Consider the following 13,403-nt stretch of genomic DNA (forward strand, 5'->3'; position numbering starts at 1 on the left):
TTTATTGTTATTCGCTTCGTCCAAACAGGCCGTTAGGCAGGACGAGAAGAATAATGACCATCAATAGGACGGTAGATGCCGGCACTAACGGCGGCGACGGCTTAAATGGTTCCGACAAAAACGGCAAATGAATACCAATCTGCCCATACTTGATAATAAACTGCTGCATCAACCCCACCAGCAGCGCGCCCGCCGCCGCCCCCGGAAAACTGGTGAGGCCGCCAATCGCCAGGGCAATTAAGGCCAGCAGCAGCAGGCGCGTGCCCATGTCGTTGGACAGGCCAATCGAAGGCGCGGCCAGCACCCCGCCCAATGCCGCCAGCGACACGCCCAACGCAAACACCAACGTAAAGACACGGCGCACATTGATGCCCAACGCCTCCACCATCTCACTGTCCTGCACGCCGGCGCGAATGATCATGCCCAACCGCGTGCGCTGCAACAACAGCCACACCGCCGCCAGCACCACCACGCCCACCAGGATGATGAAGACCTCGTTGTAGGTGCGGATGCGCCCGTCAAAAAGCAAAATAGTGGAGCATTGATGCGCGAGCAAATCACCCAGGCTGGTAGCGGGGCAGCCATCCCCCGTGCCACTGAACAGGGCCGCCTTGGGCATGGTAAATTCGGGTCGCCCCCAGATGGCCCGCACCAGCTCAATGCCGATGAAGCTGAGGCCGAGGGTGAGCATAATCTGGTAGATAGGGCGGTCATAGAGGGGACGAATGAGGGTGGCTTCTATCAGGCCACCGAGGAGGAAGCCGACGCCCGTGGCCGCGGCCATGGACACGAAGAAGCGGGCGGTGGAATTCATATTGAAAAGGGCCTCGCTGAGGGGCGTGTTCACCAGATAGATCGCCACGCCCGCCGCCAGCAGCCCGCCCGCCGTCCACAAGGGACCGCGCTCCACGCGGGCAACGGCGGCCGCGCCGCGCCGCATTCCCAACCCCACGAGCGACAATCCCAGCAGCCCGCCGCCCAACAAAATACCCAACAGGTCCAGGAAGGGGGAGATGGGGGCGAAGGTGGCCGCTGCCGGCATTTGCAGCCGCCCCTGATCCAACGCCAACGCATATGTGCCCGGACTCTCCGCGAACACATCCGGGTTCCAGATAGCAATCGGATAGCGCCCCAACGCCAGCGCCAAAATCAGCCCGGAAACGACCAGCCCCACCCACGGCCAGATGTTGGCCGCGCGTGGCGACAGTCGCAGCCGCCCCAACACCCCCCGCCACAACGGCATCAACGCCAGCCCCGCCGCCAGCAACAACGCCGGCGTCAGCAAATCCACAAACGTATCCGGGCGCACATACACCGTCCAACCCACATATGCGCCAATCATGAACAACTCCCCATGCGCCAGATTCAGCACGTCCATCAGGCCCAAAATGAGCGACAACCCCGCCGCCACCAGGAACGTGATCGCCCCCACGGACAGCCCGCGCAGCACGGTGATAGCCCAATCCTTCGGCTCCATTCCTTGCAAAGCCGTGACAAACAGAAAGGCCAGGACGGCCAACGTGATGATGCGGGTGCGATTCTTACGCAGCGTCTCCATGCGTTCTCTTCCTGATGCTAAAAACCCGGTTTTTTCCCGGTCGCTACGCCGCGCCCAGGTAGCGGTGAATCGTTTCCTTGTCGTGGATCAGGTCCGCCATGAGGCCGCGCCGCACGGATTGCCCTTCTTCGATGATGACGTACCGCTGCGCCAGTTTGCTGGCGACGATGAAGTTTTGCTCCACCAGCAGCACGGTTGTCTCGTGGGAAAGCTGGCGGATTGCTTCCATCATCTGCTCAATAAGCACCGGAGCCAGTCCCTCGCTTGGCTCGTCAATGAGGAGCAGCTTGTTGTCGGGGACGAGGGCGCGGGCGATTGCCAGCATTTGCTGCTGCCCGCCGGAAAGATTCGTGCCGGAGAGCTTGATCAGCCGTTTCAGATCGGGGAACAGGCTGAAGATGAATGCCTCTTTGCGCGCAAAATCCCCTTTTTGCCGCTCGGCGATGCGCAGATTCTCGGCCACGGTGAGGTCGCGGAAGATGGCGCGATGCTCCGGGACAAAGCCGATGCCCAGGGCGGCAACGTCGAAGCTGCGCCGTCCCTGGATTTCTTGCCCATCGAAGCGGATGGTGCCCTGGCGCGGCGGGGTGAGGCCGAGGATGGATTTGAGGGTAGTGGTTTTGCCGGCACCATTCCGCCCCAACAACGCCACAATCTCCCCCCGCGGAACCGCCAACGACACCCCTTCCAGGATGTGAAACTGACCGATGTAGGTGTGGATGTCTTGTACTTCGAGTAGGGACATTTGGTGGTTGGTAGTTGGTGGTAGTTGGTGGTTGGTGAACAATAGCTGACGGTAGATACCATCAACCAATCTCATACAGTCCGCCCAGGTAGGCGGTTTGGACGGTTTCATTGTCGGCAATTTCCGCGGGCGACCCTTCCGCCAGAACGCGCCCCTGGTGCATGACGGTGATGGTATCAGAGACGCTCATCACCACGTTCATGTTGTGTTCCACGAGCATGACGGTTTTGCTGCCGGCGGCCTGGATTTCCTGGATCAGGGCCAGCAGTTCGGGCACTTGCTCCGAGGCCATGCCGGCAGTTGGCTCATCCAACAGCAGCAGTTCCGGGTCCGGGGCCAGGATCATGCCCAGTTCCAGTTTGCGCTGATCGCCGTGGGGGAGGGTACGTGCCGGCATTAACGCCCTTTCCACCAACCCCACCTGCGCCGCCACCGCCCAAGCGCGTTCCTCATACCGGCGGAAGCGACGGTGCGACTGGAAGAAGCGGAAGTTGTCCTTGCCCAACGCCTGGCACGCCAGGCGAATGTTCTCCAGCACCGTCAGGTTGGGGAAAATGTTCGTAATCTGGAACGACCGCCCAATGCCCAGGTGCGCCGTGCGGTGCAGTGGCAAGCGGGTAATATCCTCTCCTTTGAAGAGAACCTGCCCCCCGGTCGGGGCGATATTGCCGCTGAGGAGGTTGAAGAACGTGGTCTTGCCTGCGCCGTTGGGGCCGATGATCGAATGCAGCGTGCGCGCCCGCACCTGAATCGACACATCCGCCACGGCCACCAACGCGCCAAACTCCCGGCGCAGATGCCGTGTTTCCAGAATAATCTCGTTCGTCATGAGGGGGGCCAAAACCTTCCTGGAAGCGCAAAGCTTCCAGGAAGGTACGAGCAATCCGTTACTGTCCGCTCAAGCTGCCATACGGCAGGTCGCCGCAGCGCGCTTTCAGGTCTTCCGGCAGGAGGCAGGGCACATCGGGCCGGTTGGTTTCCACCAGTTCAAAGAACTTCGATTCGGGATCGTCCACGTTCAGCAGTTTGACGATATACATATCCTGCATGGCCACGTGGTCTTCAGCACGAATGGTGATCGACCCCTTGGGGCCTTCAAATTCCAGCCCTTCCATGGCCGGGATGAGGGCCGCGGCGCTGGCGTCGCCGCCCGTCTTCTTCAGGGCTTCGACGATAAGCAGGGCCGCGTTCATGCCATCGGGGTCGAACAGGTCGGGCGGAACGCCAAAGCGGGCTTTGTCTTGTTCCGTGAGCCAGTCGTTGACGGGGTTGTTGGGCAGGGTGTAGTGATAGAGGATGCCGCTGGTGCTGCCGATGGCGTTGGCGAAGAATGCCGGCATCACCACGTTATCCACAAACGCCGAAGCCATCGACATCTGATCCAGCACCCCCAGGTCCGTCGCCCCTTGCAGCAGCGGCACAAAGCCACTGCCCGCCCACGTCACCAGGAACGCCTCTGCTCCGGAGTCCATAATCTGCTCCATATACGGCGTGAAATCCGTCGTATCCGCCGGCGCAAAAATGTCATCCGCCACAAACTCGCCGCCATACAGCGTGCAGGCATCGCGGAACGCCGCCGCGCCGCCATAACCGAAGGCGTAGTCGGGCGCGATCTGCACAAACGTCTTGTACTCCGTGGTCAGATATTGGCAGATGTTCACCGCATCCTGGTAGTTGTTGCGGCTGACACGGAAAGTGTACTCATTGAAGTTGATGCCCGTGATGTCGTTGGCGGCGGCGGGAGCTACGACCAACACCTTTTCATTCTCTCGCGCCAGTTCTTGCAGGGTCGCCGTCGCGCCGGAGCTGACCGTTCCCACAAGGATATCCACGCCTTCCACCTCGATCAGCTCACGCCCCACCGTCGCCGTCGTATCCGGCGTGCTCTGATCGTCGCGCACATACACCTGGATTTCGCAGTTATCCAGCTTGTAGGACATCATCGCCGTGTCGGTACTCGCGTTTTCCGAACCGGTAGCGTACTCCATGCCCAGGGGGAACCCGCGCATGATGTGTGCCCCGTAGATCGCCAGTGCGCCCGTCTGGTCCGTGATCAGGCCAATTTTAATTGGCTTCTCGCAGGAAATGCCGGCCATCCCTTCATCCCCGGTTAATTCTTCCAAAGCGGCTTCCAGCGTGGGGGCCAATTCCGTCGCCACCGCGTCAATGGTCGGGGCCAGGTCTTCCACTGCCGCCTCCACCGTCGGCGCCAATTCTTCGGCGGCAGCCTGCACCGTCGGCGCAACCGCCGCCACAGTGGCCTGCACCGACTCTTGCGTCGTGCCACCGCAGGCGCTCAAGAGCGCCGCAAACACCAGCAGTACAATCATCAACAAAGAATACTTCTGATACGGTTTCATGTTTCTCCTCTCGTAAATGTAAATGGTATTCTCATCGGCGCGACACGGCCGGCGCGCGTGTCCCGCCATCATGAGCAGCTATTCTCCGCGCAAAAACACGATGATGGCCGCGTTGGCGGCCTCCGGCGCTTCAAAGGGGAAGAAGTGCCCTGCATTGGGCAGGATTTTGACGCGGCCGCGCGGGATTTGCGCCGCCAGCAGGTCCGCATTGGCCGGGGGAACCACTTTATCCGCCGCCCCAAAGAGGATGAGCGTGGGGGCCTGCACCTGGGGCAGCCGGCGCTCAAAGGCGGCAGCCTCGGACAGCAAGCCCATGCCCACGCCAAGCTGCGCCTGGTAGCCGGCAGGGGCAATCGGGTGCGCGGCGCGGTAGGCCAGCCACTCGTCGAGCATGTCCGGGTGGGCTTCGGCGAATCCGGGCGCGGTACTGACCACGATGCCCCGCCATAGTCGTTCCAGCGGATCGCCGCTCATATCCATGAGGACGGCCATCGCTTCCGGCGTGATGGGTACATGGCGCGGGCCGCCGAAGTTGGTGGCAGACAGGATGAGGCGCGTCAGCCGTTGCGGGTATTTGAGGGCGAAGGCTTGGGCCACGAAGCCGCCCATGGAGTGCCCCATGATGGCGGCGCGTTCAATGCCCAATGCCGTGAGCAAGGCAGCGGCATCGTCGGCGAGCATCTCCGCGCTGTAGGGGCCGGGGGGTTGGTCCGTACCGCCGACGCCGCGATTGTCGTAGGTGATGACGCGAAAATGGGCGGCGAGGCCGGGAACCATTTTGTGCCACATCCACCGGTCGTATCCCAGGCCGGCAATGAGCAGCAGCGGATCGCCACTCCCGTGGTCGTCATATTCGATTTGGATGTTGTTGGCTGTGCATACAGGCATAGAGGGAAGGGGGTGAAAAACCCGGTTTCGGGGAGAAGCCGGGTTTTTGCGATGCTTTTAACGATTCCGCAACAAAAAGGCGTGCAAGAGGTCGTCAAAAGAGTCTGGTTTTTCAATGTGCGGGCTGTGCGCGGTATCTTCGATGACGTGTTCGCTGAATGCGCCGCCGGTGGCCGCGTACTGCGTCAGCACGTAGCGCGTCTGGCTGACCATCGGCTGCGGCGGGTAGATGTCTGCCCCGGGCCAGCCGGGAACGAAGCCCAACTGCCCCAGTGTACCAAAGTCAAAGAAGGAGTTGTCGGCGACGATCTGGTCGTGGCTGCCGCGTATCCAGAGGATGGGGGGCTTGACCGGGAGGTTGAGCAACTGGGGCACGTCGCCTAGCACGTATTTGGGCGACCCGGCGTTGATGGGACCCCATTGGCCGGGGGCGACGTTGGGCCAGTTCGCGGAAGGGGTGAAGTCGCCGGGATACCGGTCGTCGCCCATTTTTTCCAGCAGGGCGGCGCTGAGGAACTCTTCTTCACGGTTGGCGTGGAAGGGGGCTTTATAATAGAAGGTGTTGATGACGTTGCGCGGGGAGTTGGGGTCGTCGGCGCCGCGGTCGCCGGCGATGATGCGGCGCACGAATTCGGGATTGACGACGCCTCCGCCGCTGCCGGCATAATCCGCATAACAGGCCGTCCCTTCTTCCCCCTTTGTCCCGCCAAACCCAAAAGGCGACACCGGTGACACCAACGTCACCGAACGCACCTTCTCCGCATGATCAATCAAAAACCGATACAGCACCCCGCCCCCTAATGACCAGCCTACTACATGCGCCCGCGCAATCCCCAGCGCCGCAAACAGCGCCGCCAGATCGTCGCTCCAATCCCCCATGCCGCGCGTAGCATCAACCAGTTTATCCTCCGTCAGGCCATAGCCGCGCAAATCGGGCGCGATGCCGCGATAGCCCGGCGGCAAGTTGACCATCGTCTCCTCCCAGTAGGTGCTGGAAGAGAAATTGCCATGCAAAAAGACAACCGGCTCGCCATGGCTGGGGCCGCTGAACAATACATGCGTGATAATGCGCGCCGTGGGGACGAGGCGCGATTCAATGTGAGGCAAAGTGGGAACGCTCATCAATTGTTTCGGGCTTGTTGCCCGCCTCCGGTGGGGGATACGTCACAGTTCGACCTTCCAGAAAGCTGTGAGTTTCCTGGAAGGTGCGGAAGGTGTAACCTTCCTGAAAAAATGTGCGCTTTCTGGAAGGTGTGAGCTTCCTGGAAGGTGATAGAATAGGGACAATATACTGCCCGAAAGTTACGTGCAAGTTACAAGGGGTGTACTGAAAAAAGGCCAAAAACCGGGTTTTTACACATGAACCATCGAAAAACCCGGTTTTTTCAGTGAACTCAACTATTGATGCCAACCGTCAACGACCAACTACCAACCATGTCCGCCGAACTATATGTCCAGACGCTAGGCCGTTTTGCCGTGTGGCGAGATGGCGCACGGTTGGATGGCAAAATCTGGGGGCGCGAGAAGGCGCGGCAGTTGTTCCAGTACATGCTCACGCACCGGCAGCGTCTGACAAGCAAGGAGCGGATTGTGGACGATCTGTGGCCGGAACTGGACCCGGACCGCGCCGACCGCGACTTCAAGGTGGCCTTGAATGCCCTGAACACGGCGTTGGAGCCGGACCGCCCGCCGCGCTCCCTCTCCGTCTACGTGGCGCGGCAGGGGACGAGCTATGGGTTGGACCCAGATTCGTCCTTGCGCGTGGATGTAATGGATTTTGAACGCTTGATTACGGCGGGCAGCCGCGTTGAAGGGGAAGACGACGCGGCGGCTATCGCGCATTATCGCCGGGCGTTGGACCTGTATCAGGGAGAGTATTTGCCGGATGCGATTTATGAGGATTGGGCCAGCGGCGAACGGGAACGGCTGACGGCGCTTTATCTGGCGGCGGCGACGCGCCTGGCACGTCTGCTGCTGGGGGCGGGGGCCGCGCCGGAGATGGTGCTTTGGTGTCAGCGGGTGGTGGCGATTGATCCTTGTTGGGAGGAGGCCTACCGCCTGCTGATGCGGGGGCATATGGCGAACGGGAATCGCCCCCTGGCGCTGCGTGTTTATCGTCAGTGCCGGCTGGCACTGGCGGATGAGTTGGGGATTGAGCCGATGCCGGCAACGATCCATCTTTACGAGCAGATTATTGCCGGCAAGCCGCTTTGACTAAAATGCCGCCCCGCCCAAGTTTTCCAACTGTTTTAGCCAATGAGCAAAATGCCGGCATCGGTGCCGCAACCCGTCTAACCCTATCGCACTGGCAACAAGCGGACCGGCGGACGCCTTGCTCCCCTCGTACTCTGGAATCACACGCATAATCCTTTTGGAAGGCGCGGTTTCCTGTCCATCATTGACCAGTTCCGCATTACTACCATGTTCGCGCAATATCCCCTCTAATGCGTTTACGGCGTCATGCCGCATGGGAAATTCGGAAAGCAATCGCGCCGGCTCGGACAAAATGAGCGCCTCAAATTCATGCAATTGTGACTCTACTGAAAAAAGGCCCAAAACCGGGTTTTTACACGTGAACCACTCTGGTAATTTCAGTCGGACAATCGAAAAACCCGGTTTTTTCAGTGAACTCAATTGTAGATATGGAATAAAGCGGTGATCTTCGATGTCCTGGGCCAGAGCCTTTTCCAAAAACAAAACCCTTTCGTAGGGGTCACGTATGCCGCGACTATCGGCCATCTGGGGAAAATCGTCCGGCAGACCATACAAAAACGAAAAGTAACCTTATGCCCATCCCGGCCTTCCCCCAAAAAGATTCTTCTCCCAGAGTTCTGATAACGTGTACGTTTCTAACCAGACGGCCAACTCGTCAGAAGAAAGCCGGCGAAAAGACGACACCCTATCCACCCTATCCACAACAACGATTTCCTCAGGCAAGAAACAATTGATGAGCGATACGGATTGCGTGGCCGCTATCACTTGCGTCCAGTTCGTTACGCTGCGGATGAGGCCCCCAATGATGTTGATGGCATAGGGATGCAGGCCCAATTCGGGTTCGTCAAGAAGAATAACGTTGGGTAAATCAGATTCGGGCTGCAACAGCAAGGATACGAGCGCCATCGCGCGCAACATACCGTCCGCGGCCTGAGAAGCGTCAAAAACAAGATCGCTGCCTCGTTCCCGCCAACGTAGAAGCAATGTGCCGTAATCTGGCTCCAGTTCAAAGTCAGCAAAAAACGGCAAGATCAGGCGCAAGGTTTCCACGATTCGCCGGTAATACGCCGGCTCATGTTCGCGTAAGCGATAAAGAAATGGCGCAAGATTCGCCCCATCCTCTCGCAGCCATTGACCATCCTCAACGGATGACCGGGTGCGAATACGGGCATAGGAAGTTGTGTTGTGAAACTGGTAGACTTTTATCTTTTGCAGCGATCCCAGTATGAAACGCGCTGTTTTGTCGCCCTCGCCCGCCCGCTCCAAGATCTGCGCCTCCCGGTGGCCGGCTCCTAAGTCTATCCACGAGGCCGCCGTAGCTTGATCTTCGCGCGAGAAACGAAACCGTTCATTCGCGTAAATAAAGGTATCTTTGGCGGCAAACACCAGCCGAAAAGCATAATCATTTCGGCCTTTGTCCGTATTCAATGACAACGCCACCTCAAGTTCGCGGGTGATGGCCGGACCATCATGGAGCAGGCTGCTGCTGCCTCCCATCTCGCCGACATACCTCTGCAAGTTGCCGGGGCTGCTGGCAATTGCCCAGGAAAGCAGGCGAAAGAACGAGATGAAATTGGACTTGCCGGCACCATTTGCCCCGACAAAAACGGTAAGTGGTCCCGGATTAAAGTCCTCAAGGTTTTTGAGTGTTTTGAATCCTCTGATGGTGATATTTGTTAATTGGGGTTTATTCAACGGAACCTCCTGAAAACCACCCCCAAATGTGAAGCTATCGCAAATAGTGGTTTCAAAATAGATGTTACATGAGTTATTTCGCTGAAACAAGGAAGCAGAGACGGGAAGTCACCGTCTCTGTTTTACCACCTTGCGTGGGGGCAGTGGGTGAGGATGATTTAGACTTGGGTGAGGAGGGGGCGTTGTGGATGCCGGCATTTGCCACAATCAAGCGAAGCCAGACTTTCCCTGACCGATGTAAAACGCATCCCGTCCATTGAGTACCCCCCTCGCCCCTCCTTCATTCGCCACGCATCATCAAACCATCCAGATATGTCGTCACCAGTCGCTGATAACTCTCGTCGCGGTCCAGGGGCAGGCCAAAGCCGCTCTGCGCCTCCAGGGAGACGAAGCCATGCAGCAGCGCGCGCAGGCCGCGAATGGCGTGCAGCGCGGTGTCCCCTTGCAACCCATAGGAAGCCAGCAGGAGCAGCATCATCTGCACCAACTCCCGCGAAAGCGCCACCCATTCCGCATCGTCGGCGGCGGGGGCGACCAGCGTCAGCGGATAGACGCCGGGCTGCTCGTGGGCAAACTGGCGATAGGCGTGAGCCAGCGCCAATAGCGCCTCCCGCCCCACGCGCCCAAAGGCCGCCTGCCGCAGCCGTGCCAGCAGGTCGCGCAACCCAAACAAGGCCAGGTCGCGGCGCATGCCGTCTAATCCGGCGATGTGGTTGTAGAGGGAGGGGACGCGCACGTTCAGCACGGCCGCCAGTTCCGTGAGGGTGAGGTCGGCGGTGGAACGACGGTTAGCGAGTTCCGCCGCCGCCGCCACCACGATTTCCTTGTTCAGTCGCCGTAGCTTGCCCATGATCATCCCCCGGCGGCATGAATGGCCGCGTCCATGGCCGCGGCGGGGGCTTCCAAAACGCGCCCGTGCCCCACGGCCAGGCGCGTGGGGTTGAGGGCGCGCAATTGACGGGCTGTTTCCAGGGCGGTGGGTTTGTGCCAGGTAGCCAGGGCAGGGAAGGGGAAAAGCCAGCGCAGCGTCCCGGAAACGGCGACGCCTCCCTGAGTCTGGAAGGCGTCGCCGACAATGAGCGTGCCGTCGCGCTCATCGAAGAAGGCGATATGGTCCGGGGAATGGCCGGGAGCGGCGATGATACGCAGCGAACCACAGTGGTCGCCGGGATGCAGCAGGCGCGTGGGCTGCGCCTGGCAGCGGACAAATCCGCCGCGAATTTTGGCGGCGGGTTCGTCAGGATTTAGGCTGAGGTCGCCGGCCAGGAATTGGGCGGTGCGCGGGGAGACCCGGATTTCCGCTGCCGGCATTTGGGCGCTGAGGGCATCCAGAGAACCGGCGTGGTCGGCGTGGGCGTGGGTGAGGAGGATGCGGCGGATGGGGTGTTCGTGGGCGGCGGCGGCTTGCAGAATGTCGTTGGCGCTGCCGGCAAGACCGGTGTCCACCAGGGTGAATCCATCCTCTTCGCGTACCAGGTAGCAGTTGAATGCCGCCAGGCGGGTCAATTGCAGCAGGTTGGCTCCGTGTTGGGTTGTTTTCATGACAGGTTTCCTTTTTGGGGGCGGCGGTGGATGTGGGAGAATGCCGGCATTTTTCCACCCAGCCGTCATATACTAATATGCTTAGTTTATATACTACTAATCTTAGTTTGTCAAGCCTTGCCAGGAACGAAATCCGCGAACAGCGGCAAGGGGACAAAAGTCACGGAGATTCATGACGTTTGTCAGGTTGTTGCCTTGTATAGATTTACATATAATTTCAGCGGTTTGCGCAGCATTCCGCGCCGGGAAGGTAAATTCATGATGATGAGCAAAAAAGAGATTTTGGAAACAGACACTACCGTCGAGACCTGGCTATCGCTGACGGACGCGGCCAACCGGCTGGGGGTTCATCCGGCCACATTGCGCCGCTGGGCAGACCAGGCGGAATTCCCGGTGATGCTCACGCCAGGCGGCCATCGCCGCTTCGCCCTGACGGACATTCAGCGGTTTATCGCGCAGCGGCGGCAAGAGGCGCGCCCGGCGCATACTCTGGAATTGGTGCTGGCGGAGAAGGCGTTGAGCCACACACGCACGGAAATCGTGGGACTGGGGGAAGCGCGGTGGCTGACCTCGTTTGATGAAGAAGACCGGGCGCGCAAGCGACTGTTGGGGCGGCGGCTGATGGGGCTGCTGCTGCAATATGTGTCGGCGGATGGGGAGGATGGGGCGGATGCCGGCAGCCTCCTCACCGAAGTACGCGCCATTGCCAACGAATACGCCGCCAACGCCCTGAACGCGGGGCTGTCATTGACAGAGGCAATGCAAGCCACCATGTTTTTCCGCGACACGCTGATGGAAGTAGCCATTGATTTGCCAGACAGCGTGAAAGTCCGGCCCCAGGCGCGCAAAAAACTCCTGCGCCGCATCAACACGGTGCTAAACGTGATCCAGCTAGCGATGGCCGAGGCGTATGCTTGAGCCACTCAAAGAGGGAATTTCCGATTATGGCCCGCAAACAGCGTAACGTTTCCCACATGCCCGGCGACTCTACATTTTATGAGAAGGTTGTGCCGGCATTACTCGTCGGCCTGGGGATTATCATGGTCATTTTGATTGTCGTCGCTGCCGGCATTCTCCTCGGCCTCATCCCCTTCCAATAACCCAACCGTCAACGTAACTACTAACACGCTCTGGAGATTAGACCCATTGGGCTTAGCAGTTACCCGTCAACAACCAATCACCCACCCCCTAGTAAACTCATGTCCATCAACCTCATTCTCCCCTTCATTTCCTCCGCCGTCATGCTCGCCTTCACCCTTTTCGTGCTGCAACGGTACCTCGTGCGCCGCAAACTGCACTTCCTCTTCTGGGGCATCGGGCTGGCCATGTTCGGCGCGGGCAGCTTCGCCGAAGCGTACCTGGCCCTGGCCTGGAACAAATGGGTCTTTTTCATGTGGTACTTCTTCGGCGCGGTCCTCAACGCCGGCTGGATCGGGCACGGCACGGTCTATTTACTCTTCCGCAAGAAATGGGTCCACATCCTCACGGCCATCCTCATCCTGGGCAGCCTGGGGGCGCTGGTGTTGATGCTGCAAATCATGCCCCGCCTCGACGCTTCCCAGTTCACCACGTCGCTACCCATTAGTGAGCAATACCGGAATATTATGCCGGCAGTCAGCGACGGCGGCGCTGTCCGCCTCACCACCCCCTTCTTCAACATCTACGGCCTCGTCACCCTCGTCGGCGGCGCGCTCTGGTCCTCCTACCTCTTCTGGCGCAAGCGCGTCCTGCCCAACCGCGTCGTCGCCAACGTCCTCATCGCCGTCGGCGCCCTCTCCATCGGCTTCGCCAGCACCCTCACCCGCCTCGGCTACGGCTCACTCCTCTATTTGGGCGAACTGATCGCCGCCACCCTCATGTTCGCCGGCTTCCTCACCGCCGCCCGCCCGGAAACCCGCGGCGAAACCACCGCGCCCGCGCGAGCGCGCGCCTGAAACAAAACGGACCGGCGCAACCCGCCCGGCCACCGCAAAAAACAGGGGCGGCGCAAGCCCACGACGCCCCCCTGATAAAGCCTCCCGTTGGTAGACGATATGGCGTCGTGTCAGCACCCGGCTGGCACGGCGCTTTATCGTTTTCCCCATCTCCCAACTAACAACCCGCAACTCCCAACTAACAACTCCCCTCCAAAATGATACAATAGTCTCCTAACCATTCACTCCCGGAGACGCCCATGTGCCGTAACATCAAAAAACTACGCTATTCTGACCGCCTTCCCACCGACGCCGAACTGCATGACGCCGCCCTCCAGTTCGTGCGCAAAATCAGCGGCTACCGCGCCCCCTCGCGCGCCAACCAGGTCGCCTTCGACCAGGCCGTCGCCGACGTCGCCGCCGCCGCCCGCGCCCTCTTCGCCGCCCTCCCCGCCCCACCTGCCGCCACCGACGAGATCGCCTGATCA

15 protein-coding genes are annotated in these 13,403 nt (G+C 60.0%); 5 read left to right on the plus strand and 10 right to left on the minus strand.

The genetic code is table 11. The features are described from left to right. Window positions 1–7: 7 nt before the first annotated feature. From H6650_12420 to H6650_12445, 6 genes are all read right to left on the minus strand, one after another. Entirely contained in the window at window positions 8–1,558 is a 1,551-nt protein-coding gene (locus tag H6650_12420) for a branched-chain amino acid ABC transporter permease (protein MCB8952810.1), read from the minus strand. Window positions 1,559–1,601: 43 nt separating this feature from the next. Further along, window positions 1,602–2,303 carry an ABC transporter ATP-binding protein gene (locus H6650_12425; GenBank protein MCB8952811.1) on the minus strand — a complete coding sequence of 234 codons (702 nt, stop codon included), beginning with the start codon at window positions 2,301–2,303 and terminating at the stop codon, window positions 1,602–1,604. Window positions 2,304–2,364: 61 nt separating this feature from the next. Beyond that, window positions 2,365–3,132, minus strand: coding sequence for an ABC transporter ATP-binding protein (locus H6650_12430; GenBank protein ID MCB8952812.1), 768 nt, complete (start codon window positions 3,130–3,132; stop codon window positions 2,365–2,367). Window positions 3,133–3,190: 58 nt separating this feature from the next. Further along, on the minus strand, window positions 3,191–4,663 hold the full coding sequence (locus tag H6650_12435; protein MCB8952813.1) for a substrate-binding domain-containing protein: 1,473 nt from the start codon (window positions 4,661–4,663) through the stop codon (window positions 3,191–3,193). A 78-nt stretch (window positions 4,664–4,741) separates the two neighbouring features. Beyond that, window positions 4,742–5,551, minus strand: a complete 810-nt coding sequence (locus H6650_12440; GenBank protein MCB8952814.1) for an alpha/beta fold hydrolase — start codon at window positions 5,549–5,551, stop codon at window positions 4,742–4,744. Window positions 5,552–5,608: 57 nt separating this feature from the next. Then, window positions 5,609–6,676 carry an alpha/beta hydrolase gene (locus H6650_12445; GenBank protein ID MCB8952815.1) on the minus strand — a complete coding sequence of 356 codons (1,068 nt, stop codon included), beginning with the start codon at window positions 6,674–6,676 and terminating at the stop codon, window positions 5,609–5,611. Between the two features lie 279 nt (window positions 6,677–6,955). Between H6650_12445 and H6650_12450 the strand changes: the two genes are divergently transcribed. Continuing rightward, window positions 6,956–7,765 carry a hypothetical protein gene (locus tag H6650_12450; GenBank protein ID MCB8952816.1) on the plus strand — a complete coding sequence of 270 codons (810 nt, stop codon included), beginning with the start codon at window positions 6,956–6,958 and terminating at the stop codon, window positions 7,763–7,765. On the opposite strand, the gene H6650_12455 is transcribed toward H6650_12450, so the two are convergent. The 4 genes from H6650_12455 to H6650_12470 form a co-directional block, all read right to left on the minus strand. Further along, window positions 7,766–8,290 (minus strand): DUF4276 family protein, encoded by a 525-nt coding sequence (locus H6650_12455; GenBank protein MCB8952817.1) that lies wholly within the window; start codon window positions 8,288–8,290, stop codon window positions 7,766–7,768. A gap of 45 nt (window positions 8,291–8,335) precedes the next feature. Then, window positions 8,336–9,460, minus strand: a complete 1,125-nt coding sequence (locus H6650_12460; GenBank protein ID MCB8952818.1) for an AAA family ATPase — start codon at window positions 9,458–9,460, stop codon at window positions 8,336–8,338. 280 nt (window positions 9,461–9,740) lie between these two features. Continuing rightward, entirely contained in the window at window positions 9,741–10,310 is a 570-nt protein-coding gene (locus tag H6650_12465) for a WHG domain-containing protein (protein MCB8952819.1), read from the minus strand. Between the two features lie 2 nt (window positions 10,311–10,312). After that, complete coding sequence (locus tag H6650_12470; GenBank protein MCB8952820.1) at window positions 10,313–11,002, minus strand: MBL fold metallo-hydrolase; 690 nt, start codon at window positions 11,000–11,002, stop codon at window positions 10,313–10,315. Window positions 11,003–11,260: 258 nt separating this feature from the next. Here H6650_12470 and H6650_12475 point away from each other — a divergent pair, with 258 nt between their 5' ends. The 4 genes from H6650_12475 to H6650_12490 all read left to right on the plus strand — a co-directional run bounded on the left by H6650_12475 (window position 11,261) and on the right by H6650_12490 (window position 13,400). Next, window positions 11,261–11,920, plus strand: a complete 660-nt coding sequence (locus H6650_12475; GenBank protein MCB8952821.1) for a helix-turn-helix domain-containing protein — start codon at window positions 11,261–11,263, stop codon at window positions 11,918–11,920. Window positions 11,921–11,946: 26 nt separating this feature from the next. Next, entirely contained in the window at window positions 11,947–12,102 is a 156-nt protein-coding gene (locus tag H6650_12480; GenBank protein MCB8952822.1) for a hypothetical protein, read from the plus strand. Window positions 12,103–12,201: 99 nt separating this feature from the next. Beyond that, window positions 12,202–12,936 carry a hypothetical protein gene (locus tag H6650_12485; protein MCB8952823.1) on the plus strand — a complete coding sequence of 245 codons (735 nt, stop codon included), beginning with the start codon at window positions 12,202–12,204 and terminating at the stop codon, window positions 12,934–12,936. Window positions 12,937–13,175: 239 nt separating this feature from the next. Beyond that, window positions 13,176–13,400, plus strand: coding sequence for a DUF2277 domain-containing protein (locus H6650_12490; GenBank protein ID MCB8952824.1), 225 nt, complete (start codon window positions 13,176–13,178; stop codon window positions 13,398–13,400). The last annotated feature ends 3 nt before the right edge of the window (window positions 13,401–13,403 follow it).

The organism is Ardenticatenales bacterium, assembly GCA_020634515.1.
Classification (GTDB): domain Bacteria; phylum Chloroflexota; class Anaerolineae; order Promineifilales; family Promineifilaceae; genus JAGVTM01.